Annotated in this window: 16 protein-coding genes; 4 read left to right on the forward strand and 12 right to left on the reverse strand. The window is 45.1% G+C overall.

Translation table 11 applies throughout. The features are described from left to right. Positions 1 to 106 precede the first annotated feature (106 nt). Positions 107 to 1,597 (reverse strand): TIGR03503 family protein, encoded by a 1,491-nt coding sequence (locus MHM87_RS10165; protein WP_239258896.1) that lies wholly within the window; start codon positions 1,595 to 1,597, stop codon positions 107 to 109. Positions 1,598 to 1,651: 54 nt separating this feature from the next. Next, positions 1,652 to 2,371 (reverse strand): DNA polymerase III subunit epsilon, encoded by a 720-nt coding sequence (gene dnaQ / locus MHM87_RS10170; RefSeq protein WP_014976297.1) that lies wholly within the window; start codon positions 2,369 to 2,371, stop codon positions 1,652 to 1,654. Positions 2,372 to 2,482: 111 nt separating this feature from the next. Here dnaQ and rnhA point away from each other — a divergent pair, with 111 nt between their 5' ends. Further along, positions 2,483 to 2,953 (forward strand): ribonuclease HI, encoded by a 471-nt coding sequence (rnhA, locus tag MHM87_RS10175; RefSeq protein WP_014979088.1) that lies wholly within the window; start codon positions 2,483 to 2,485, stop codon positions 2,951 to 2,953. Positions 2,954 to 2,975: 22 nt separating this feature from the next. Here the strand turns inward: rnhA and MHM87_RS10180 are convergent, their stop codons facing one another. Further along, on the reverse strand, positions 2,976 to 3,953 hold the full coding sequence (locus tag MHM87_RS10180) for an NAD(P)H-quinone oxidoreductase (RefSeq protein ID WP_061094833.1): 978 nt from the start codon (positions 3,951 to 3,953) through the stop codon (positions 2,976 to 2,978). A 255-nt stretch (positions 3,954 to 4,208) separates the two neighbouring features. Here MHM87_RS10180 and MHM87_RS10185 point away from each other — a divergent pair, with 255 nt between their 5' ends. Continuing rightward, complete coding sequence (locus tag MHM87_RS10185; RefSeq protein WP_014949179.1) at positions 4,209 to 5,402, forward strand: class I SAM-dependent methyltransferase; 1,194 nt, start codon at positions 4,209 to 4,211, stop codon at positions 5,400 to 5,402. A gap of 100 nt (positions 5,403 to 5,502) precedes the next feature. Here the strand turns inward: MHM87_RS10185 and MHM87_RS10190 are convergent, their stop codons facing one another. From MHM87_RS10190 to MHM87_RS10215, 6 genes are all read right to left on the reverse strand, one after another. Next, a complete protein-coding gene (locus tag MHM87_RS10190) occupies positions 5,503 to 5,760 on the reverse strand; it encodes a DUF2061 domain-containing protein (RefSeq protein ID WP_187446460.1) in 258 nt (85 codons plus the stop codon). Positions 5,761 to 6,043: 283 nt separating this feature from the next. Further along, on the reverse strand, positions 6,044 to 6,346 hold the full coding sequence (locus tag MHM87_RS10195) for a PilZ domain-containing protein (protein WP_014949177.1): 303 nt from the start codon (positions 6,344 to 6,346) through the stop codon (positions 6,044 to 6,046). Between the two features lie 257 nt (positions 6,347 to 6,603). Continuing rightward, positions 6,604 to 10,599 (reverse strand): ATP-dependent RNA helicase HrpA, encoded by a 3,996-nt coding sequence (hrpA, locus tag MHM87_RS10200; protein WP_239258898.1) that lies wholly within the window; start codon positions 10,597 to 10,599, stop codon positions 6,604 to 6,606. Positions 10,600 to 10,699: 100 nt separating this feature from the next. Then, positions 10,700 to 12,046, reverse strand: a complete 1,347-nt coding sequence (locus MHM87_RS10205; protein WP_239258900.1) for a Na+/H+ antiporter NhaC family protein — start codon at positions 12,044 to 12,046, stop codon at positions 10,700 to 10,702. 391 nt (positions 12,047 to 12,437) lie between these two features. Then, positions 12,438 to 13,709 carry a helix-turn-helix domain-containing protein gene (locus tag MHM87_RS10210; protein ID WP_239258902.1) on the reverse strand — a complete coding sequence of 424 codons (1,272 nt, stop codon included), beginning with the start codon at positions 13,707 to 13,709 and terminating at the stop codon, positions 12,438 to 12,440. A gap of 88 nt (positions 13,710 to 13,797) precedes the next feature. Next, the gene (locus tag MHM87_RS10215; RefSeq protein ID WP_061485660.1) at positions 13,798 to 14,709 is read right to left on the reverse strand and encodes a diguanylate cyclase; all 912 of its coding nucleotides are present in this window, start codon (positions 14,707 to 14,709) and stop codon (positions 13,798 to 13,800) included. Between the two features lie 374 nt (positions 14,710 to 15,083). On the opposite strand from MHM87_RS10215, the gene MHM87_RS10220 reads away from it, so the two are divergent. Both MHM87_RS10220 and MHM87_RS10225 read left to right on the forward strand, forming a co-directional pair. Next, entirely contained in the window at positions 15,084 to 17,789 is a 2,706-nt protein-coding gene (locus tag MHM87_RS10220; protein ID WP_239258904.1) for a TonB-dependent receptor, read from the forward strand. A 144-nt stretch (positions 17,790 to 17,933) separates the two neighbouring features. After that, positions 17,934 to 20,252, forward strand: coding sequence for a phytase (locus MHM87_RS10225; RefSeq protein ID WP_239258906.1), 2,319 nt, complete (start codon positions 17,934 to 17,936; stop codon positions 20,250 to 20,252). A gap of 194 nt (positions 20,253 to 20,446) precedes the next feature. On the opposite strand, the gene MHM87_RS10230 is transcribed toward MHM87_RS10225, so the two are convergent. From MHM87_RS10230 to MHM87_RS10240, 3 genes are all read right to left on the reverse strand, one after another. Next, complete coding sequence (locus tag MHM87_RS10230; protein WP_239258908.1) at positions 20,447 to 20,866, reverse strand: CBS domain-containing protein; 420 nt, start codon at positions 20,864 to 20,866, stop codon at positions 20,447 to 20,449. A 180-nt stretch (positions 20,867 to 21,046) separates the two neighbouring features. Further along, positions 21,047 to 22,114, reverse strand: coding sequence for an isoaspartyl peptidase/L-asparaginase (locus MHM87_RS10235; RefSeq protein WP_239258910.1), 1,068 nt, complete (start codon positions 22,112 to 22,114; stop codon positions 21,047 to 21,049). 153 nt (positions 22,115 to 22,267) lie between these two features. After that, positions 22,268 to 26,050, reverse strand: a complete 3,783-nt coding sequence (locus MHM87_RS10240; RefSeq protein ID WP_239258912.1) for an ATP-binding protein — start codon at positions 26,048 to 26,050, stop codon at positions 22,268 to 22,270. Positions 26,051 to 26,062 lie beyond the last annotated feature (12 nt).

The raw sequence follows: 26,062 nt of genomic DNA on the forward strand, positions 1-26,062 counted from the left end.
AAATTGTCATCTGCGGTTTGTTTGCCTGTTAAATAGGCATTATGTCGAAATAAAATTCAAACTGAACAAATTAGCGACGCCTTAAACTGAAGCGCTGGTCTCCCTGCTATTCCTTTTCAGCTTTTTCACGCTTTTTGAATAGCCCTAGCAGTTTTTTAAACCCCTTAGGTTCAGATTCCATAGTAAGGTCAGCATCGGTGGTTTCTCCCGATGGCTTTGCAGTACTATTTGCTTGCTTAGGCGCAGACGCCTTTTTTCGCATAATAATAATTACAGCAGCAGCGATTACTCCGATGAGCACTATAGACCCATTTACGGCCACCAGAATGAGGGTTAGCGTCCCATCATCCATTTCATCTTCTACCGAATTTGGCTGCATATCGTCTTGTGGCACTTCAGGTTGCGTTATTAAGGGTGCACTGCCATCAACGATAGGATCTTTTCCATTGATTAAAGGGTCTTCAACCTCAGGCTCGGCTGGTCCCTCTGCCACAAAACTATATTCAGGGACATCTAATATAAAATCGCGCCCATCCATTGTCGTGCCGTAAGCAGTGAGCTTTACCCTAAAAATTCCTTCTTCGTAGGCGACAATCAAGTGCTCTCGAGGATCCACACCGCCTTCTGTTAGCGAAAAATTCTGCATATCGGAATTAGGAAACTTCACTTTGCCATCGACTAGCAGTGACTCGATGTCGACTAATTCACGGTCTACATCAATAATAATTTTATGATAGCCCTCTCCGCCTCCATCCATTTCAACATCAATAGACACGGGATTTTCATGTAAGACGATAAGTTCGCCTATTTGCTCGCGGGTGTACATTGGTGTGCTTACGCGAAAAATAGGCTTCCATTCACCAGCCGGTATTTTCAAGTTGAACTGGCCAGTAAAAACGCCATCTCCTGGTCGCTCATCCATCCCTCGCCCATCGTCTTTAAATGTCGCTATGCGCTGGTCATTTGTACCAAAGTTGCCGTAGTTAGGGTTATTGGTACTCTTAAACTCAATCTCTAAGTCGACGACATCTCTGAACTGTTTGTTTTCTATAGGCTTGCCGTTGTTGGTTAAATAGGCTGTGGATTTAAGTATTTCGCCGGCAAACAGCACATTCGGTAACGGCTCAGCATGAAGTTCAACATTAGACAAAACCATTACACGGCTTTGCGGTAATACTTGACCTACAGCTTGCCAAGGCCCTGGCACAGGATCTTTGATGGTGATCATGTCAAAGGTATCAGCGTCGTACCACTGCACCTTTTCTTCGTCGACGCGCCCTTGAAATAGCTTTGAACCATCGGGTCTAACCAGCACTACAGGGGCAGAACCGTACTCCCTAAAGAAAACCATGGTGATTTCTTTAACGTTATAGTCAACGCGAAAGCGGTTTTGTAACAGTTGAATGGAGTTGGTGTATTCATCACCAAGCTCTGTAAGAGGAGATGTATCTGTTGTTGTGTTGCTTGATTGAGCATTTTGTACAGCGCTATCAGCAAGCTGCCTTGCAGCGTCGCGTTCGTCTTCTTGCGACTGAGCGCCAGCGCTTAAGTGTATAAACAATGATAAAAAAATTACCCAATAAAACCACACTCTCACGCTACGCTGCTCCTGCATTGTTTGGCTATTTTAGTTCTGTTTGATTATGTTCTGCTAAGACACCTCTTCAGGCTGAGGACGCCATAAACATTTGCCACCCGCTTTTTCGACAATATCCAAGCGGGCCTCATGCTGTGTTATTTCATCGGCGGAGGCTTTAATAACCTTTAATTTATTTGCGCTTCGGTTAATTCTACGAATGGCAGTTGAGTCAGCGTCGCTGCCAGAGCTAGATGCCAATTTTAGCTTAGTTTGCCCACCGGTCATCAACAGGTAAACATCTGCCAGGATTTCCGCATCCAGCAAAGCGCCGTGAAGGGTACGATGACTATTGTCTATACCATAACGCTTACACAAGGCATCGAGGTTGTTCTTTTGGCCTGGGTGCATTTGGCGAGCAAGAGTAAGTGTATCGAGAACATCGCAAATTTGGTTAGTAATAACGCCTTTGGTAGACGCTTCCATGCCAAACTCGTGATCCATAAACCCAACGTCGAAGGGCGCGTTGTGAATGACTAACTGTGCCCCTTTGATAAAGCTCACAAACTCCTGAGCCACTTGAGAAAAGGTAGGCTTGTCGGCAAGAAATTCATTGGTTATACCGTGGACTTCAATTGCCTCTTGTTCAATGTGACGGCCCGGATTGATGTAAACGTGAAAGTGATTCCCCGTCAATCGGCGGTTAACAACTTCAACACACCCTATTTCGATAATGCGGTGGCCTTCTTTGGGGTCAATACCTGTGGTTTCAGTATCGAGAACAATTTGGCGCATGGAACCTCTACTATAATTACACTTTCATTTTTTGATAGTATATCAACCCCTTCGCAATCCGCTAAGGGAAAAGACAATATAAATTAAGCCAGTTAAATCAAAGGAAACGCTGTGGCTCAAAAGACCATTCATATATACACCGACGGCTCGTGCTTAGGCAACCCTGGACCGGGCGGGTACGGAGCTGTACTGATTTACAAGCAGCATAGAAAAGAGTTGAGCGACGGCTTTGCCCACACAACTAATAACCGTATGGAACTATTAGCCCCTATCGAAGCGCTTAATAGTTTAAACGAACCGTGCAACGTTGAATTAACTACCGACAGCCAGTACGTAAAAAACGGTATTAATCAGTGGATCCATAACTGGCGCAAGAACGGTTGGCGCACGGCAGATAAAAAACCCGTCAAGAACGCAGATTTGTGGAAGCGACTAGATGAAGCGGTAAAAAAGCATCAGGTAAACTGGCATTGGGTAAAAGGCCATTCGGGGCACCCTGAAAATGAGCGCTGTGACGACCTGGCCCGCAATGCGGCAGAAGCCAATCCAACGAAACCCGACGAAGGCTTCGTTGGCAATTAGATAAGCTTACTGTAAAGCAAATTTACCAAGAAAGAACCAGCTTGCCCTGCGTATCGTTGTTTTCCAAACGCACGTGGGGTTCGCTGATATCTTCAATGCTATAGTGAGTATCGATATTCACCCTAAGCTCTTTATTCTCAAAAGCGGGCAAGCATACGGTAGTAAAGTCACGAATTAGATCAGCTTTATAATCGTCGCTTCGATTTCTAAGTGTCGTGCCAATAATGGACGCCCTTTTACCTAACAGCATAGCCATATCGAGGTTGTCAGCATATCTCCCTGCCAGCATCGCTAAGTAAACCACTTTTCCATCTTGTTTCAGTATTTTAAGGTTACGGTTGAGGTAGTCGCCACCTACCATATCAAGCACCATATCAACCCCTTCAGGCCAGACTTTTTTAAGCACATCATCAAACTGTTGCTGCTTATAATTGATAAGATGCTCTGCGCCATTGCTTTCACACAACGAAAGCTTATCTTGGCTTGAAGCCGTTACCGCACTGTGTACGCCCCAATATCGACAAAGTTGCGTGGCAGCCAGCCCTACACCGCTTGCACCGCCATGAATTAACGCCCGTTCAGCCGGCTTTACATGCGCGATTGTGCGCAAACACTGAAATGCCGTAAGAAACACTTCGGCCAAACCCGCGGCTTCAAAAAACGGCATGCCTTTGGGGATGGGCATTAAATGGGCTGGATTAACCATCACTTCAGTGGCATAGCCGCCACCTGCAACCAAACCGAATACCTCGTCACCTTCTTTAAATGCAGTAACGTCACTGGCAACCTCTGACACCACGCCAGCTACCTCTAATCCAAGAATATCGCTCTCGCCTGGTGGAGGTGGGTAATTCCCCTGGCGTTGTAAGGTATCCGCACGATTCACCCCAAACGCTTTTACGTCAACTTTTACTTTCCCTGGTGCTAGCGACAGCCCTTCACATTCCTTTACAACAAGTTCGCTTGGGCCGCATCCTTTTTCAAAATCGACATATCGCATAATTTACATCCAATCCTAGTCTTAAATTCCAATCGTAATTTGGCTACGTACTTTTATATCAAACAGTTTGGTTTTTTTTATGTTTATACCAGTCCGGATAGAGTATTTTAACTCTCGCTGAGTGGGTAATGATCTATGCGGACTGGTATTATTAACACAGAACTTATGAAATTGCGTATAATCGCGACCATTCTCATAAGCGAGTAAGTTCGCTTAACTCTGTTTCACATTTATTAAATTAGTACGAGAGCCTTCATGTCAGCACAGGTCATATTACAGCCATCCAGAGACAAATCACTTCGCCGCAAACACCCTTGGGTATTCGAAAGCGCTGTGGCTGAACTAAAGGGCCGCGCGCGAGTTGGCGATACAGTAGACGTGTTTGACTCTGAAGGCGACTGGTTAGGGCGAGGCGCTTACTCTCCAAATTCAAAAATTCGCGTTCGTATGTGGACATTCAAAAAAGACGAAAGCATTGATAACGGATTTTTCCTACGCCGTTTAGAAACTGCACTAGCCCTTCGCAAACGCTTGTTTGACCCAAACAAAACCAACGCGTTTCGCTGGATAGCGTCTGAAAGTGATGGCCTTCCAGGGATCACTATAGACCTATACGACAACGTTGCAGTACTTCAGCTTTTAAGCGCGGGCGGCGAAAAACACAGAGATAAGATAGTGTGGGCAATTACTAAGCTGATGCCTAATGTACACATATACGAGCGAAGCGACGTGGACGTGCGCAAGAAAGAAGGCTTAGAGCCTGTAACTGGTGTACTGCATGGTGAACCACCTATGCAAGTTACAGTAAAAGAAAACGGCATCAACATAGTGGTTGATATCGAGAACGGCCATAAAACCGGTTTTTACCTAGATCAGCGAGACAGTCGCGCGGCGGCTGCACATTACGCGAAAGATGCCGACGTACTCAACTGTTTTAGCTACACAGGTACGTTTTCTTGTTATGCACTTGCTGGCGGTGCTAAGTCAGTGACAAACGTTGATGTATCTCAGCCTGCTCTTGATTTGGCTAAGCACCATGTAGCCATCAATGGTTTAGACGAAAACAAAGCCAATTACGTAAACCAAGACGTGTTTAAGGCACTCAGGGAGTATCACGAGCAGGGCAAACAGTTTGATATGGTGATACTCGACCCGCCAAAGTTTGTCGACAGCAAGGCAACATTAAACCGTGCTGCCCGCGGCTATAAAGACATTAATATGTACGGCATACATGCTGTTAAATCTGGTGGGCTGCTGCTTACATTTAGCTGCTCTGGCCTTATGCCGGCAGATTTATTCCAGAAAGTTGTGGCAGACGCTGCACTTGATGCAGGTCGTACTATCAAAATTATCGCAAGGCTTAATCAAGCCTCAGATCATCCTATCATTGGCAGCTATCCAGAAGGCTATTACTTGAAAGGTCTAGTGTGTGAAGTCACCGACGACTAGCTATTAAAAAAGCGCCCTTGTTGATGTATAGGGCGCTTAACGAAATCCATTGAGCTAACATTACATTGTGCGAAAAGCTTACGAAGGTAAATCCATTCCCCTAAGATGCAAAGGTTATCTCATTGTTAGAAAAGCGACTTGATAACTGTTGTGAACTATCATCTGACTGTTCCTTACCAACACCCTCTTTTTCTTCAACTTTCTTCCACACCATCTCGTGAAAATAAAACGCTACGGTATTAATGGCTGGCTCAACCAACGCTACAGCACCGCCTACTACCACACTTCCTGTCAATAAGTAGGCAACCGTAAAGGCCACTGAAAAGTGCATCACTGCAAAGGTCATCGTCTTTTTCATATTCATCGCTCTCTCAAAATATTAAATCAGTTTGCTTTTTCGTTAATGAGAATTATTAGCAATTAAGACTAAGAGTTAAAATAGAAAAAACTGAACGGCCTATTCGGTTTAGTATATGAAAGCTGAAAGACTGTTTTCAAACCACAACGGGCTGGTCAACATAGGAGTGTAAAGAAAGAAGCAACACCGCGAGTACGTCATTGATGTAGACCCTGACGCTTTGTTTTTTTAGTTAGACACGAAAAGGCGAAGCTTTTACCCCGCCCTAACACGTTAGATTAGACTATTTCATCTGAGAAATTTCGACGCCTATAATGCAGCTTGACTCGGATTCAGGTTCACAGCGCACAACAGTCGCTAATGCTGCCAAAGATGGGATTTGCGAACTAGATGACTCTATTGCAACACTCACTTGTGTACCCACCTCAATTGAGGGTTCATCGACTTCCAAAGACATACCTGTAGCACTGATATCTCTACACATTGCCTGCATGGTGCGGCTCGACTCATCATCAGTAATTTGCAACTGACAAGGCGAATTTACCATCATCCTGAAAAAATTTCGCTTATCGTCGTATCCCAACATGTCTACTTCTCCTGATTTTTAGCGTTACGCTGACGACTACATTTGATGTTATAGGGCGATGCCGGTAACTTGTCAATCGAACTGTATAATATTTATTCAACAATTATTAAAAGTGTACTTTGGTCTAATTTCGACTACCTTCCCACTTAAATCAGCGACTCAGCCGTTTCTGCCCGCTGTTTTGTTTGCGATAACAAATATGTGCCCTCATGCCCTAGCCTGGTCCATTGATGCTAGCTTACACCTAACGCCTTTTTTTAAAAGTCAGCGAGGTGCAAAGTGATACGCTTAGCCGAAATGGGATAAGCCGTACCAAGCTGCTGCGCAAACAAGGAAACCCGTAATTCTTCTATCATCCAGCGCACGTCATTAAGAGCTTGAGGTACTTTACCTTTGGGGTATTTGCTGCACGCCTTTTCCCATTCTTTAATCGACTTTTCTACCGTGACCTGATGCATTCTGTCTTTGTTGGGATCAATGGGGAGCTTCTCTAACCGACGAGCTAAACCTTTAATGTAACGATTCCAATCATCTAATCTGCTCTCGCCAATTTCAGAAACAAAACCAGGAAAAACTAACGATGCCAAGTGGGCTTTACAGTCACCTAAGGCGTTTATCATCGTCAGCGGCACGTTACCTTTCATTTGCTTCTGGCACTGGTGCGCGAGGGTAAGCCCCTGCTCCACTTGTTTGGCGATCTCTAACACTCTGTCATTAATGTTTGCACGAGCAATCTCTAAACAGGCTTCAAAATCGGCTTTGCTGCGAATGTCGGTGTTATTGGTTTTGCAGTAATCACTGACGATGGCGTCGATACCCGCAAAAATACAATCATCAATTAGCGCTTTCACTTGTCCAAATGGGTTGAAATACAAACCCAGTTTGGCTTTATTAGGTAATTTGCTTTGCAAATAATTAAGCGGCGAAGGCATGGCGTTTTTAATCAAGACATTCACGCCTTGCTTATGCAGCACTTGGGCTTTATCTGCTTCTTCAATGAGCGCAATATCTACCTTATCGCCCTTTTGTACCAGAGCCGGGAACGCCTGAACTTCAAACCCGCCTACTTTCTGCACGAAGGTTTCTGGCAAGCTTTCGAAATCCCATTGTTCTATGTTATTTCGCTCTAACTCCGGTGTTGCGGCTTTCTCAAAGGTTTGTTTCACCTGCCCTGCACACTGCTGTTTAAGCGCGTGAAGGTCGTCACCTTTAGCAATATCATCACCATTATCGTTAACTACCGCAAAGTGCATTTTCAAATGCTTATCAAGCTGATCTAAATTCCACTCTTCGCTTTCAATAATTACGCCCGTCATTTTGCGTAACTTATCGGTTACAGCTTCAAGCAAAGGCACCGGACGGTTGTTCTTATCTGTTTCACTGATATCAGCAAGGCACGCCTCAGCAAAATTAGGCGCAGGCACAAAGTTACGACGCAAGCGTTTAGGCAAGGTTTTAATTAAACCCACAATTAGGTCGTGCCTTAGCCCCGGCACCAGCCAATCAAAACCTATATTGTCGACTTGGTTAAGCACAGGCAGCGGGATGACAACAGTTACGCCATCGTCTTCAGCGTTAGGTTCGAAGTTATAGCGAAGCGGCAGCGTAATATTGCCTTGGCGCCATACATCAGGAAATGCGTTTGCTACCGACTGCCCAGGCTGCTGACGATATACGTCTTCTTCTTTAAACGTTAAACTGTCGTTGCTTCCGTGTTGCTTAAACCACTTCTTAAACGCCGCGTCGTTGTTGGCTTCAACTGGAATACGCTTCGCGTAAAAGCTTACCAGTTCTTCATCATCGACTATCAAATCGCGACGACGGGTTTTTTGTTCAAACTCGTCTGCCTGCTCAAGCAGCGCCTGATTTTCCTGTAAGAAGCTGTAATTGAGCTTAGTATTGCCTTCGACTAGCGCTTCGCGGATAAATAGCTCGTGGCAAATTGGAGGGTCGATGAGGCTATAAACCTTCGCACGCTTCATCACTATGGGTAACCCGAACAAGATTACTTTTTCGAAGGCAATCACCGCACCGCGTTTCTTCGACCAGTGTGGCTCTGAATAGCTTCTTTGCACAACATGCTCGGCCAAAGGCTCTACCCATGCTGGGTCTATTTTTGCCACCATACGAGCAAATAGCTTAGAGGTTTCTACAAGTTCAGCTGCCATTACCCATTTTGGCTGAGACTTTGATAGCCCTGAACCCGGGAAAATAAGAAAGCGCGAATTACGCGAGCCCATATACTCGCGCTCTTTATCTTTAAAGCCCATGTGCGACAGCAAGCCGCTGGCGATGGCTTGGTGAATAGCCTGATAGTCGGCTTCTTGCTTTGAGATGCCAAAGCCCAGCTCAGCAATAGATTTTTTGAGCTGGCTAACAATGTCCTGCCACTCACGCATACGTAAATAGTTGATGAAATTTTGCTTACACCATTTGCGCAATTGGTTTTGGCTGAGTGCGTTTTGCTGCTCTCTAAACGCCACCCACAAGTTGTAAAGACTGATAAAGTCAGAATCTTTATCGTGGTATTCGCTGTGCTTCTCGTCTGCTTGCTGGCGTTTTTCCTGAGGGCGCTCTCGCGGATCTTGAATTGAGAGCCCCGCTGCAATCACCATGACTTCGCCTAGCGCATTAGTGCGTTCGGCTTCAATCACCATGCGTGCATAGCGAGGGTCGATAGGCAAACGTGCTACTTGACGACCTAACGGAGTAAGCTGCATCTTGCCGCTTTGCTTGGTTTTCCGGTTATCTTTGCCTTTCGCAATAGCTTGAATTTCTTCAAGTAAACGGAAACCGTCGTTGATATTGCGGTTATCAGGCGGCTGAACAAATGGAAACGCAGCGATGTCGCCTAACCCTAAAGCAAGCATTTGCAAAATAACCGACGCTAAGTTGGTTCGCAGGATCTCTGGGTCGGTAAATTCTGGGCGGCCTAAATAGTCTTCTTCACTATAAAGGCGAATACAAATACCGTCAGACACACGGCCGCATCGCCCCGCCCGCTGATTCGCTGACGCTTGAGAGATGGGCTCAATAGGTAAACGCTGTACTTTACTTCTGGCGCTGTAGCGTGAAATACGGGCAAAGCCCGGGTCAATGACGTATTTAATGCCGGGGACCGTGAGCGAGGTCTCTGCCACGTTGGTGGCAAGGACAATGCGCCTACCGCTGTGAGACTGAAATATCCGGTTTTGCTCTGCCGCCGACAACCTCGCATACAGCGGAACAATTTCAGTGTTGCGATAATGCTGTTTGCTCAAGGCGTCTTGGGTGTCGCGTATCTCGCGCTCCCCGCTTAAAAACACTAAGATATCGCCCGGCGCTTCACGCATTAGCTCGTCGACAGCATTTACGATGGCATCGCTTTGATCAATATCGTCATCATTGTCTTCTGGCGCGTGGTAGCGAATTTCTACCGGATAGGTACGTCCGCTCACTTCGATAATAGGCGCATTATTAAAATGCTTAGAGAATCGCTCTGGGTCGATAGTAGCTGATGTTATGATGAGTTTTAAATCAGGGCGCTTATCTAAAAGCTGACGCAAATAGCCTAACAAAAAGTCGATATTAAGGCTGCGTTCGTGAGCTTCATCGATGATGATAGTATCGTATTGATTTAAAAAGCGGTCTTGCTGCATTTCAGCTAGCAGCATACCGTCGGTCATAAGCTTAACGTAGCTTCGCTCGCTTACCTGATCGCTAAAGCGAATTTTAAAACCCACCTTTTCGCCAAGCGGCGTGTTGAGCTCTTCGGCTATACGGGTGGCTACACTTCGCGCCGCTAATCGTCGTGGCTGGGTGTGGGCTATCATGCCATTAACACCGCGACCTAACTCTAAGCATATCTTAGGTAACTGCGTAGTTTTACCCGACCCAGTCTCACCCGCAACAATCACCACTTGGTTATTCGCAATCGCTTCTTTGATATCTTCTTTTTTATCGCTAACCGGCAGCGGTGGGTATTCAACTTTGGGTAGGTTGTCTTTACGCCATTTGCGTTTTTCTATTGATGTATTGATGTCGCCTTCGAGCTTTTCAAACTGTGCTTTTAAGCTTTCATCGCTAACCGCGCTATCACGTTTTGAAACTTTGGGATTAGCTGCTTTTTTCTCCGCCCCTTTTCCGTCAACACCAGATGTATCATTCACTTTTTGTGCAAGCTGTGTAATGCGGCGCTTCAAGCGAAATTTATCTGCGCTCAAACAATCATCTAGTTTGTTGTAAAGAGGTTTTATTGCAAGTGTTGAAGACAAAGTGACATCCTAAAGCGTGTTTCTAATCATCAATAAAATTAGGGCGGTGATCCTAGAAGATACCGCCCTAAAAAGCCAGCGTGTTAAGCGTTACGAGAATTTAAGCGCTTTGGGTTAATTCATCGTCTTGGGGCGTTTCAAAACGGGGAAAACCGAACCAAATGGCCGCCACACCAAACACGAAAATCAGCATGGGATACCAGCAGTACGGTGTAATAGCTAACGGTGAAATACCTACTACGGCTGCGGCACTTAAAAGCTGCGCACCGTAAGGGACTAAACCTTGGAAACTGCACGAAAAGATATCCAAAAGTGATGCAGTACGACGAGGGTCAACGCCGTATTTTTCGTTCAGGTCTTTAGCAATTGGGCCTGCGGTAACAATCGCAATAGTATTGTTCGCCGTTGTAACGTCTAAAAAGCTAACTAAGCCAGCAATACTGAACTCAGCGCCTTTCTTTGACGTGACTTTACGGGTTAAACGCTCGATTAACCAGGTTATACCGCCGTTAGCGTGCATAAGCGCCACAATGCCGCCTATGGTTATGGCGATCATCGCTAAATCTTGCATCCAGCCCATCCCTTTTTGGATGCTCTGCATCATTGAAAGTGGCGTAAAGCTTCCTTGTAGCAAGCCTACTACACAGGCACTGGCAATACCCACTGCAAGTACGCTAATAACGTTAAACCCTGTTAGCGCAAAAGCAATAATGCACAAGTACGGTACTATGCGCCAAAAATCGTAGCTGCCACTTTCAACAATACCAGAAGTATCAACATCCACCATAAGCAGCAACGCCATAGTAACGATGCAGGCCGGCACAGCAACCATTAAGTTTGCCTTGAACTTGTCTTTTAGCTGAACGCCTTGGGTACGGGTTGCGGCAATGGTGGTGTCTGAAACAAACGAGAGGTTATCACCGAACATTGCGCCCCCCACCACAATACCAAGCGCCATTTCCACCGGCAGCCCTAAACTTGTGGCAAGACCTGCACCTATGGGCGAGAGCGCGGTAATGGTGCCCATGGACGTGCCCATTGAAAATGATATGAAACAGCAAATCAAAAACAGGCCTGGCAATATAAGTGCAGAAGGCACAAATTGAAGTGCCATATTCACCGTGGCATCCCGAGCGCCAATATCTATAGTCACCGCATAAAACGCACCGGCTAACAGGAAAATAAGCACCAAAAGAATAATGTTTTTATCGCCACCGCCTTTGCAAAACGTTTGTACTTTTTCAGAGAAGCTGACCTTTTTCCCTTTCGGGTTTAAACATAGCCCATAGCCAGCGCTGATAAAAAACGCAACCAAAATAGGCATCGCAGTGATGTCGTTTGTAGTAATGCCGGTTACCACAACAAGGATCACAAAAAGCAAAATAGGCGTTAAACCTAGCGGGTTAGGTGCAATAGAATTTGGTGCAATGTCTTTATTTTCGTGCACAGAAAACTCTCTTTTTGGGTTTTATTGCCTGCTAGCAACAGTTTAAAGGCTACGCGGAAAAGCCACCTGCCGGTTGCAAATGCGTAAGAAAAAGCTTCAACGAAACCATATTTTGACGGTCTTGAACAGTGAAAAGCTAAAGCTGCAAAGGATAAAAGGTTTTTAAAGCATTGAAAAGAAATTTACTTTCCAATAATTAACTCATCTGCACTGTGCCAGACGCTACGATTAGATTTCGAGTTATTAAAGGAGTGAAGCTACAACCATTTAGCCGTAGAACGCGACTGCCGCCTAGCTATTTTTCATAGCTGTGTTGCATAAATGTTTGGCATAAGTGTGTGGCATAGCTCTGTTACGTAGAAATATGGAGAGGCGCTATCAGTCATTCACGTTAAATCCTAAGCTCGCTAGGGGTTTTACCTGTAAGCCGTTTTACCGTTCGTCGAAAGTTAGGCAAATCGTTAATGCCCATTGCATTGGCCGCAGCCTCGTTACTCACCTTGTGCACCGATAAAAGTAAAAGCGCATGATTGCGCTGAACTTCTTCAGACAGAGCGCGATAGCTAGTGCCGAACTCTTTTAATTTCCGTTTCAGCGTTGCTACGCTTACGTCTAGGGTTTCCGCCAATTCGGGTAATCCGATATTTGCTGCCTGTGTGTTGGAGGATGCATAAACATAACGCCTCACAAAATCAGGCAAAGACAAGCGGTTTTGCAATTCAATAGAAGCCCCTTCTTTTGTTTGCGTTGCGCTATTACTAACGACACCTTCCATAGAAACATGTGATTCAGCAGAACAATCCGACTGAGCTGTTAGCTCCAAAGGTTGGCGTAATACGTCTTTCTCAATCCAAATACTGTTAAAAGCGCGATTAAACGATAACTTAAGCCCAAGGTGGGTTTCGTAATCAGCAATATTTCTTGGTCGACTCTCGGTAAAAGAGAAAGATAAACGAATTCGCTTATTCGCTATACTTTTCATAAGTGCAACAACGCTTGCGAATGCCACTTCAATGGAGAACTGAAGCTGTTTGCTGCTTACCCCTGTAAACTGAGGCACTAACATTATTTGGTCTGCGTTTTCAAAACGCTGAAACTGACAGAGCGGTAGGCTACACCACCGGTATGTTTGGCGTTGAGTCAGCTGTAAAAGTAGCTGCTCTACATTTTCACATGCTTTGAGCGCATTAAGTGGACTAGATAGCCACTGCGAGGCGAAAGCTCCCCCCAGCAAAAAACTAACGTCGCCGCCTCTCGCCTGGCTTTGAACATTCACTAACAGCGATGAATATTGATTTATGCTTAATAGTGATTGGTGTTGCAACGCATCTTCAAAAATACCTGTACCGCGCAAGAGCTTATTTTTATTCGCGCCACGAGAGAGCGCCACATTAAGTGCTGCCCTCACTAACCAATACCCAACTATTACTTTATCTTGGCTAGACATCACTACATCAGCACTACCAGCACTATCGATGACACCCATGTCTAGCTCATTAGCGTCATCTTTTACAGTGACACCCATGCCAAGCGCTTTAGCATCATCTTTTAGAGAGACACCCACTCCAGAAAGACGAGTTGAATGACGGTACTCAGCACCCGCAATTGCTGCTTCGTCCTCAGAGTCTCGTAGTGCGTTTAGTCTTGGTAACATTAAATCCATAAGTTACTCGTTGCAGGCATCTTCATTCATCTTCACCGGTTACCTCTACCAATTACTATCGCCAAATACACTGACCAAACCGGCCTAATTACGCTGCGCTACCATGGGCACGCTCAAGTTCTAAGAGCATGGTGTTAAGCACTGTCGCAAGGCGTTGGTTAGGTAACAAAGTCACTTGAGTACTGCGAGCGGTAGTGTAAATAGCGTTTGCATTTTGGCTGTGTCTAAACGCAAGGTGCTGAATGCTCACTTTGATATCGTTGAGGATAACGTCGGCCTGCATGGGCGAGACGTCTGGCATCAAAATAGCAAACCTATCACCGGCATAGCGGCACGCTAAATCTTGCTGACGCAAATTCATAATCACCAATTGCGCAATATCGTGCAGATACCTATCGCCTTCTGTATACCCATGTTTTTGGTTGAACAAAGAGAAGTTATTGATATCGATAATGGCGATGACAGCTGACTTGCCAGACTGCTGTAATTTATTAATTTGTGTTTTCCAATACTCTGCGCGGTAAAGCTGAGTGATGGGATCGATAGCATCGTGATCGCGAAAGTCCCATTCTCTGCGTCGTAATTGCAAGTTTAACGCGCGCTGCTCTAGGTGCCACTGATACAGTGCCGCGGTCATTACTACCATACCCACAGCCGCAGGATAAGACTCAATCATGCTTAGCCAATAAGCCTCTTCAGGATAATGAAAAAACTCATCCAAGAAATCTAAACTGACTGAAAATAGAAAGAAGCCGAGTCCTACCGTGAGAAGGCTCGTTACTTTACCTGGAGGACGGCTGGCAAGCGCAGCTAGCATCCACGCCAAAGTTAAAAAAGCAATGCTTCCCTCTCCCACAATATCGAGGCCTGATATCACGGTGCTTTCTTTTGCATTGCCAAATATAAAAGCTAAACAAACCGCCAACGCCACTACGCAAAATGTAAATGCTAGCCAAAGCTTGTGATGTCTAAATTGTGTTGAATTTGTAAAGGTAAACATAGTGCTCTCTTTGGAAATCTCTTGAATTGGATACATCACGCGTTAGTCCGGCCAGCGCCAGCGTTTATAACAAAACGAGAGTCTTGCCCAAATCTGATGAAACTGTCGAGGGTCAGTTTGGCTCAGCAATGTGACATCTTGATGGCAGCGAACTTTAGGAGCATAAAAAAAGACACACAAACCAAACAAAATCAGTAATTTAAGCAAGGGTCAATTTAGCTCAGCCAATTGCAAATAGGCGACAATTACCGATTGTGTACCGCTTGTTCCATCAAATCGTCATATAACTGTCATGCAGGATTCTTAGGGTACTCATTCACTTACTTAGCACTTATTCAAAACACCTTTTTACTGCTTAATTAATTGGAAAATAAATGAAAATTAAAACCGCGTACTCTTCTCTAACACTTGCCTGCATAGCGGCAATGGGCCTTAGCGTCGCTACACCTGCTTCAGCTGCTGATGGCGTAATTATCGGTTCAGTAAAAGACGCCGCACAGACGCGCAGCTATACCGGTGCTCAAATTAAGCTTAAAGAATTAGGACTGGTTACTGAAGCAGGCACAGACGGTACATTTCGGTTTCCCTCTATTCCAGAGGGTACTTACACGCTAGAAATTTCTTATCTTGGTGAGGAAACGGTTACGCAAGCGATAAAAGTGACAGACAACGGCATTGCGCGCGCAGCCGTGGAGTTTGGCAGCGGCGATACTATCGATGAGATCTTGGTGCGTGGTCAACGAAGCGGTCAGGCAAGTGCCATAAACCAGCAGCGAACGTCAGATCGTATTTCATCTATTGTATCCGCAGATGCCATTGGACAATTTCCAGACCAAAATGCTGCTGAGTCGTTACAGCGTTTACCTGGCTTGTCGATTGAGCGAGATCAGGGTGAAGGTCGTTTCGTCGGCATACGCGGTATCGACCCCAACTTGAATAACGTAACCATTAACGGCTTGAATATTCCCTCGCCTGAATCAGGCGTACGTTCAGTAGCCCTTGACGTTATTCCCTCTGAACTCATCCAAACGTTAGAGGTGTCTAAATCGGTAACGCCCGATATGGACGGAGACGCCATTGGTGGTTCAGTCGCGGTGAAAAGTGTGAGTGCGTTTGATAAGGCTCGAGATACCGCGAGCGTTACCGTGCAAGCCAGTCAAAATGATTTACGCGATGAAACCAGTCCAAAGCTTTCTGGTACGTTTACCAAGAAGCTTTCCCCTGAATGGGGGGTGGCTGGCGCTATTTCCTACTTTGACCGAGATTTTGGTTCAGACAATGTTGAAAGTAACGGTGACGATGAGCTTGAGCAACGTCACTACACGATCACTCGCGAACGTTTGGGTAGTGCGTTAAATATCGATTTTCGTCCTGACTTCAACAACCAATACTTTCTTCGCACACTTTACAGTGAGTTTTCTGACGACGAATACCGTCAAGGTAATATATTCACGTTCGATGGCGAAGACTCAGAAATAGAAAGAGAAAGTAAAGACCGCTTTGAAAGTCAGAGTATCTTTACTGTGGCGTTAGGTGGTGAACACCAACTAGATACCTGGAAAGCAAACTGGCAGCTTGGTTATGCAAAGTCTGATGAAGACGAGCCAGATGCACTGTATTACGTATTCAAAACTGAAAATGACAGTATCGACGCAGATTTAAATACTATGCGTCCAACCGTGTCACAAAACGCTGATGCCATGGACTTATCAACCTATGAAGTCGATGAGATCAGCTTTGAAGATAACTACACCAAAGATACCGAAACCAGTATTAAATTCGACGCCGCCCGCCCCATCAACCTTGGTGGCTATATCGGTGAGTTAAAAATTGGCTCGAAATACCGAAGCCGAGAAAAAGACCGCGACAGCAGCATCGCTATTTTTGATGGAGACTTCGACGACCTAGACGCTTCGCAATTCGGAGCTGCCAGTCCAGACTACTCTCTTGATGACTTTGGGCCAGGGCTTAATCGAAGTGAAATGCGTAGCTACTTTAACGAAAACCGCGAGAGCTTGGAATTAGACATCCTAAATTCTGAAGTAGAGTCTCGTGGCGCGACCTATGTGAATGAAGAGGATATTTTTGCCGCTTATATCATGGGTAGCGTAGATATAAATAAACTTCATTTGGTAGCAGGTGTACGCTATGAACGTACTGACTTTTCTACATCGGGTATGCGAGTAGAGCTTGTAGAAAACGAAGAAACCGACGTGGAAGAAGTGGTAAATACGCCATGGGAAGCGGAGCGCGACTACGATCACTGGTTACCCAGTGTAAATGCCAGATACACTGTTTCAGATAAACTTCAGCTTCGCGCTGCCTACACCCAAACTATTTCAAGACCAAAGTTTGAAGATGTAGCGGCATTTCAAATCATCGAGAGCAAAACAGAAGAAGATGATGGCGTATTTGTGACTGAACGAGAGGCGGAAGTTGGCAACCCTGACCTTCAGCCATACGAAGCACAAAACGTTGATTTGTCGATTGAATACTATCCTGGTGACATCGGTGTAATTTCAGCAGGGCTGTTCTACAAGAATATCGATAACTTCGTTGTGTACGCTGATGTTGCAGATACAACCGGTTGGGAAGGTTTTGAAGAAGTCATACAGCCAATTAACGGCGACTCTGCCGATTTAACCGGCTTAGAACTTTCTTGGGTGAAAGCCTTTAACAATGGCTTCATTATTTCCGCCAATGCTACTTTTACCGATTCTGAAGCGACTACCTTCTTAGATGGCGAAAAATTTGAAACCCAGTTGCCAAATCAATCAGACCGTATTGGCAATATCACCTTTGGGTACGAAGCGAATGACTTCAGTGTACGTCTAGCCACCACCTATAAAAGCGACAATTTCGAAGAGATTGATGGTGACATGCTCAGATTTGAAGACGACCACGTACAGGTTGATTTCATGGCGCGCTACTACATCAACGACAGCATGCAGGTGTATTTCAACGGCATCAACTTAGGTGACGAACCTTTCTACAACTATTTCGATACGCGCAACCAAAACGCGCAGTATGAAGAATACGGCCGCACGTTCGAACTTGGCTTTACTTGGCAGCTTAACTAGGCAGGTATATCGAAAGTTAATTATCGGGTTTGAAGGCCGTAGGTAGTTTGGCCTTCAAACCTGCTCTTAATAATCTGTAAGCCATGTTTTAGTCGATGCGCCATGCATGGTTTGATCTCAGTAAGTTTCAGGACAATAACAACAATGACCAATCAGCGTCACACCAAAACAGTTTTTAAAACCACAATTACCACAGCGGCACTTTCAAGCGCACTTTTGACGTTGTTCGGTTGCGCAGCGTCTCACGGTACCAATACCAGCGCAGATACCCATGCAAATATCAAGTTAGCGCACAGCGAAAGCCAGCTAGTAAAAGCAGAAAGCCAAGACATCGCATTACCGCTAACAAAGCTAAAAAATGGTTTAGGCCTAACTCTGCACTACCAAACGCACGCCGACCATTCCAACACCAAAAGCGCTTACAAAGACGCTTACAAAGACACCCATGCTAACAACACTAGCAAGGACGCCCGCGCCAACAACAAACATAAAGTTTACGATGACACCCACGCTATCAACATTAATGTTAACGAACATAAGGGTATTTCACTAAGCAACCCTGAAGGAAAAAAACACTTCATTGCGGGACATTACAGCTTAGCACGTGCCGAAGTTGTGGAGTCTAATTCAAAACAATGGGTGTCTTTAGTAGTGTTCAATAACAACACCCAGTACATAGAGGTGTATCGCATTAACGCCGCGTCTCTTGAGGTTGACCAACCGCAAACCCAGTTGACCAAAGGTTCTGAAGCCATTTGTGCTACAACATCAAGCGCTGGCGAACTGCAAATTGTTAATATCGATGCGACAGGCACACTGAATCAGTATGAATTTCATAACGGGCGTTTTTTATCGCTTAGAGACTTTGCGATAGGTCCAGGCATTAAAAGTTGCGCGATAAATGCCAACACCGAAACGCTATATCTTGCTGACGAATTTGCCGGTGTGTGGCAATTAGATACCGATATTGAAAGTGAGCTAGCAAAAACCCTTATTTTTCACGATCAAGATGTTGCCATTGAAGGTGTAGCCACCCTATCTTCAACGACGGTAGATGGCGTGGATATCGCTGCCTGGGTGAGCCCGGATGCCAGCGGGATATGGCTTAAAGCTCCATGTCTTACGCAATTTTTCTCGCTAATAAATACGGCGAACGAAAGTAACTCAGCAGATCGCCAATTAAAAGCAACCAACCAGTCTACTTTTATTCAGCCTGAATTCGTTCACCTGTCGTTAAGTGAAGAAGGCACGCATATTTCTCTTGTTGTTGATGATGATGAATCAGGCGACGTGTTTTCTGCCGAACTTCCCTCAAAACTAAGCGCAGCTTTACTTCATCGACAATGCGGCACCGATTTTAAAGCTACCTCGCCAAAAGAAAATCACATGGAGAAGGCATATACAAATAACAGCGCATCCCAACATGCAAACCTCACTATCAAGGTTAAACCCGATGTTGAAACTGACCCAGTGGAAAATCATGGCGACGCTGCTGACGACCCAGCCATTTGGGTCAACTCGCACAGCGCTTCACAAAGCCGCATAATCGGCACCGACAAAAAAGGCGCATTAAATAGCTATGACTTAGCCGGCAAGCTAGTGCAAAGCCTTCCTGTTGGCAGAGTGAATAACGTTGATGTGGGATACAAGGTATCTGTGGCAGAAACCAAAGCTCAGCAAAGCGATACGCCACTTATCGATATCACAGTGGCATCAAACCGGTCGAATAACAGTTTGTCTGTATTTGAAATAGATAAACGCGGTCATATGACTCAACTTGGCCACATAAGCACTACACTCAATGATATATACGGCATGTGTCTGTTTGTGTCAGGCGGAATAGCTCATGTATTTGCTAACGACACCAGCGGCCGCTTCGAACGATATAGCGTGTCTATCGCTCCAGACAAAACTGTTGATGGACACTTAACACAATCCTTTTCACTGCCCTCACAGCCAGAAGGATGTGTAGTGGATACAAAAACGAGCACGGCATACCTAGGTGAGGAAGGTGCTGGTATCTGGGCCCTGGATATAACAACAAACAGCAATCAGCCTCAGTTCATCGCTGAGATAGAAGCCCCGGTAGAAGCAGATGTAGAAGGTTTGGCACTGTTTAATGTAGATGCACAAACTTACCTAATCGCATCGAGTCAGGGTAATAACAGCTATGCTATCTATCACGTACACACTGAGAACCCTGAAGTCTTGGAACTTATGGGGCTTGTTCATATTGCGGCAGATAAAGCCACGCAAATTGACGGCGTGTCGGAAACAGATGGGCTTGATGTAACCAACGCTAACTTGGGAGGAAGGTTCACCGAAGGGCTTTGGGTAGTACAAGATGGAAGAAACGTCATGCCTAGCGAGACCCAAAACTTTAAGCTAGTTGCTGGTGCCTCACTTAAAGATGCGATCAGAAAATTATCGAGCGCCAAGCGTGAACGCCACTCACACATGTAATAAATAATACGTAAAGTAAATAAATAAGAAGGAGGCGTTAAGCAAGTTAACGCCTCCTTTCTGGTATATGATAAATGCATGGCGCCGCACTAGCTTCTGGCCTTTCTAACCCAGCGCCGCACTTTCATTCATTACGCTACCTGCAGCACTAAATCCTACCAAGCTAAATAAAAGTGCGTTATCCCAACCAACGTCTAGCCCGCGCGTCGGTATCCATCGTTTAATTGAACATCGATAGCCCGTAGCACTGCCGTTCGATTAATTGAGCCTAACAGTACCCCGTCATCATCAACAATGGGGTAAACTCTCGGCTTTTCCTTTAACAGCAACTGCGCTAACTCTATTACCGACATATAAGGTTTGATAGAAATCACAGGGGTTTTCATGATTTCCCCTACTCTACAAATTTGTTCGCGATAGTAGCTTGACGCAATCATTTGAGCGATACAGTCTTGCTCAGACAAAAAGCCCACCACTCTACCTTTGCTATCGAGTACCGGACCACCACTCTGCCCACTGGCTAATAACACTTCGACAGCCTGCGCAACGGGCATATCGACATTAAGCTTCACTGGGTGAGTATTCATATAATCACTGACTTGCAACGATTCCATTTTCAATTCTCCAGCCGTGGCGCCTAATGTGACCGATACTGCGACTTAATTGGCGTTACGGCACTTCAATTATTTTTAACCACATGTGAAAGCAATTTTCCCCCACACTTTAAGATTAGACGTTTCGTTGCATACAAGCCAGCACATTTAACATTAAAATAACAAATAGTTTTTCAGTGATCAGTCCTTGTAAATTGCCACTTTAACTTTACCATTTATGTCAACACTAGCGCGGTACATACCCGCAGAATTGAACGGCATAGCGACGTTACCTTTAGCGTCAATAGCAATCACACCGCCATCGCCACCGGCTTTTACAAGTACGTCGTTAACTACAGTGTTCGCAGCGTCGTTTAACGTTAACCCCTGGTACTTCATTCGCGCACAAATATCTGCTGCCACGTTGTATCGAATAAAATATTCACCATGTCCTGTGGCCGATACCGCGCAGCTTTCATTGTCGGCATAGGTACCCGCTCCAATAACAGGCGAGTCTCCAATACGTCCATACCGTTTAGCCGTCATTCCGCCAGTGGATGTTCCCGCGACAATGTTGCCTCCTTGATCCAATACTACGGCTCCAACAGTGCCAAAGCGCTCATTGCCTTGCTGCGAACCGTAACCACTCGAGACCTGCTGCATACGTGCTTTCGCTTTATCTAAAGCCTGCTTGCGAAACTCGGTATCAAAAACGGTGTTGTCTACCTGTTCAAGGCCATTTTCTTTTGCGTAATCTTCAGCGCCTCTCCCTGAAAGCATAACGTGTGGAGATTCATTCATTACCAATAACGCAGCCTCTATTGGGCTTCTTATTGTTTTCACCCCCGCAACAGCACCTGCATTTTTACTGCCGCCGTGCATTATCGAAGCATCAAGCTCGTGCTCACCGTCGAAGGTATATACCGCACCGATGCCAGCATTAAACAACGGCGAGCTTTCAAGAATTTTGATGGTTTCTACTACCGCCACTTCACCTTTTTCGCCTTTCTGCAACAAGGCGTAGCCATGCTGCACCGCTTGGGTTAATACTCTTTTGTAGTCCGCTTCTTTTTCTGGCGTCATCGATGATTTTAAAATGGTTCCTGCACCGCCATGAATAGCGATAGCTACGGGTGTTTTTCCTAATTGTTTGGAATCATCCGCTAATGCGGGAACACTCGTAATGGCAAACGATGCAGCAAGCGCGCCTATTGCATACAGTGCATGTCGAACTTTATTGGGCTGGCGAAAAATACGAGATGGGTTCAAAAGCTTTACTCCTAATAGCTACGTTTTACGTGCGCGCATAATCTGTGAGATGGTTTGAGTACAGATTTCTAGAATCAATTCAACGCACTCTGTTGATGCGATTTTTACGCGACCTTAGACGTAAGATGACACAATTAGCTTAGGTAGGCTAGGCTAGGCTACCTCAAGGATCTCTAAGAAAGTATTAAGATCATCGGTGATGGAAGGGAGTAGCGCTTCAGCGTCTTCCCACTTTTTCGCCTTTGACAATTCCCATAAGCTCTCAAAGTCTCGTTGTAACTGTACGGCACCAATATCTGCAGACATACCTTTGAGCTTCAATGAAAGCACCTGAACCTTTTCGAAGTCTCGACTATCAACAGCCTGCTGCAGTAATTTAAGCTTGTCAGGCGCGCTTCTGGAATACAGGTCGCAGACACGGGAAAATAGCGCTTTATCGCCCATTATCCGAGCAATGGCATCGTCTTTTTCCCAACATCCATCAAGCCCCTCTGAATTGTTTTCATCAGCTTGAGTTTGATTGACGTTATCAATTTCAGCCTCCTTCTCCGAGCCCTCGCGAGCGGCAATATCATTAGCTATTTTCGCATTCTGTAACGCGGGATCTATTTCTACTCCAGACTCTGTACTTGACTGAGCCTCTGTTCTTGAATCCGATAGCGTGTCGCAGTCCATTTCTTTTGAGATGGCACTCAACAAACTGTCAACCAGTGGGGGTTCGCTGGCAGTGATTCCGGTACTTGACCTCGTATCAGTATCGTTAAGCTCTGCACTTGCTAATGCCGTTATTTGATGCACTAACCATTGTTTCACTTTAGGAATAAGTACATCGGCCATGACAGGCTTTGTCGCAAAGTCGTCCATACCTGCCTCTAAACATTTCTCTTTTTCGCCGAGCATGGCATTGGCTGTCATGGCAATTATAGGTACATCTTTGTGCATCGCTCCTGCCTTACCTTCTCGTATGGCTCGGGTAGCGTCATAACCATTCATATTAGGCATCTGACAATCCATCAATATGCTGTGAATTCTGCGGCCTTTGCTTTCACATTTCGTCAAGAACGCCACAACTTCCTCACCATCGCTGCAGGTAAACAATTTAACAGGTAAACTTTCCAGCACTCCCTTCGCCACCTCGCGATTGATCATATTGTCATCAACTATCAATAAGTTGGCATTCTCAATAGACAATTGCTGCTCAGTATCGTCTGCTGCCCCTTCATCGTTTGAGATGTCCTCAGCTTTCCCTTTACCTGATGAGATATCTGACTGGTTTAATGTATATCCCGACAGCGCAGCGTCTAACCCTTGTTGGACAATTGCAAAACTCGACCTGAATAATGGCTTTGGCAAGTAAAGCGGCACAAGGTGATTAAAGTGGAAAGGTGTCCCTTCTAGTTTTTGAAGAATATAAACCACAGGTAACGTACCAGCGTCTTTAGTTGCAGCTTGTGCCTGCCATATATCATCTAGCTCACGAATGAGTGAACTGGCCTCGTCCACAATAATGGCATTTAATTGCGTCCAAGGTACTGTTCCTAACTCAGAATGCTTACCTAATACTTGCGGCTCTGCACCGACGTGTAAGGCTAAACAACAGATGTTTTCCTCTAAAGGTGGATAACTTGCAGAAACACCAATTGTGATCCCATTAAGCAGCATACTTTCGTTTTCCACCGCCATTTTATGCTCGAACGCGCTGTCGTACGTTGTTTCAGGAAGCGTAACGAAAAATGAGAAGGTGCTGCCTATGTCAACTTCAGAATTGAACGTAATGTCTCCTCCCATAAGCTGGCTCAATTGCTTGCAGATAGACAAGCCAAGTCCGGTACCTCCGTATTGGGTAGCAACAGATGCATCAGCCTGCGTAAACGCGGTAAACAGTTTGGGCTGATTTTCTTGTGCTATCCCTACGCCCGTGTCACATACGCTGAAATGAAGCTGTTGTGTCCCCGCATCTACATCACTTAACGATGCTTGTAGCTTTATATGCCCTTCTTCAGTGAATTTAATAGCATTGTTCAATAAATTACTAAGAATTTGGTTGATTCTGTGTGGATCTGAGTTTATTTCCACCGGGGGAAGACCTGTTGTATCAACAAGAAGCTGTAGTCCTTTAGAAGCTGCCTTAACGGCAAAGACCTTGGCGATAGACTCGATAAGTGCAAGCGGATCAAAATATTGATTATTAATATCAAGCTTGCCCGCTTCAATTTTAGACAAGTCGAGAACGTCGTTAATCAGCACACTGAGATTGTTGCAGCTTATTTCCATCATGGAAACAAGCTGTTCAGCTTTTTCATTAAGGGGCTGACGCTTAAGTAGCGCCAAGGAGCCAACTACCCCGTTTAACGGTGTTCTCATTTCATGGCTAATATTGGAAATAAAAGAGCTTTTCACTTTGCTCGCTTTTCGCGCCTCTTGCGTCGCTTCAACAAGTTCTTTCGTCCTGCTTACCACTTTTTCTTCAAGCTTCAGGTTTACCCTTTCTATCGCGTCTTTTGCCTTTCGTTCGTCAGTCACATCTCTAATTACAACAGCAACACCTGAAAACTGTGATTGTTCACCCCAAATGGTAGATGCGGTTATAAGTAGCGTGTGCTCTTCTTTTTCGTCATCGGTGTAAGGGGTTGTAAAGGTACTTTGCTTTCCGCCTTTGGTGAGAACCGATTCAAGCCCTAATAGAGAAAGCTGCTCAAATGACGAATAGTGATGATTTAAAATAAGCTGGCTTGGGATCCCAAAAAGTGACTCCGCTGCCATATTCCAACTTTTCACCACGCCAGCAGAATCTACGCTAAAAATCGCATCTTTAGATATAGCGATAATAGCAACGGACTCACCGCGCACCTTAGCCAGCTCAATGTTTTTACTGTTACTTCGGTGTACGAATAGTAAAACGCTTACAAAAATTAGCGTAACTACCCCAATTACACTGTAAACGCTAATCCTCTTCTCATTGATAAGGGCTGCCACTTCTGACTGAGACAATGCCGTATGAAGAAAAAACGGGGCGGTTTGCTGATTTCCATTTATCGTAAAAGCACGAGTGACCGTATACAAAGATGAGTTTGTCTGTGCGGTCTGTTTAATTTTAGCCCTACCTATTTTCGAAGGGCTTTCGAATTCGCTCGCCCAATTCACCGTAGGATTTAAATCTCTGGAGAAGGACTTATCACTGTCTGGATGACTTACAAAAAAGCCTTCACTGTCGGTAACAAATAGCAATTGATTGCCGACAAGCGTTTGTTCCATTTGCGACAGTAGAAACTGGGCGTTTACGTTCATGATTATAAAACCATAACGCTCACCAGAGCTGCTGAAGATTGGAAGAGAAAGGCGAATAACGCTTTTATAAGGAAACTCGAGCTTCCCATATTCACGATTCAAATTGATATCTGAAATATAAAACTCGCCCTTATTGCGCTTAACACTCTCTATGAAGTAACTTCTCGCTGCTTTAGGTTGTAAATCGTTGCCCTTAACTACTAAAACACTTTCCCCGTTTCTTTCCACTCGAATAAACTCATTTCCATCCTCATTGGCTTGAATGATCCTTAATTGATCGACTTCTTCGTTATTTTCGATAAAAGCAACGAAAATCGTTTCTAGTCGATGCTTCCACTGTTCCAACGTCGTACCGTCTTTGGGGTCTAGATTTTCATTTTCAGTCGCGCGGACGATGCCGCTTATAGGTGGTGTCTGATGTAGAAAGTTAAGCGCATTGATATACTTTCTCACCTGAGAGTTTGCAGCATTTTCAGCACTGGCGGCACTCTCTTCTAATGCCGTGAAAGTTTGAGATTCAGCCGTCGCTTTGATATTACTTTCGAACAAACCAACAACAAGTACAACAAGCACTGTTGCAAGTACTAACGCTAAGCCTAAAGTACTCTTAGCTTCACTGATGGATGAACTGGATTTAAGGAACGACAAACAGGCAATATC

The sequence above is a fragment of the Alteromonas sp. Cnat3-28 genome (assembly GCF_022348265.1).
GTDB classification, from domain to species: domain Bacteria; phylum Pseudomonadota; class Gammaproteobacteria; order Enterobacterales; family Alteromonadaceae; genus Alteromonas; species Alteromonas macleodii.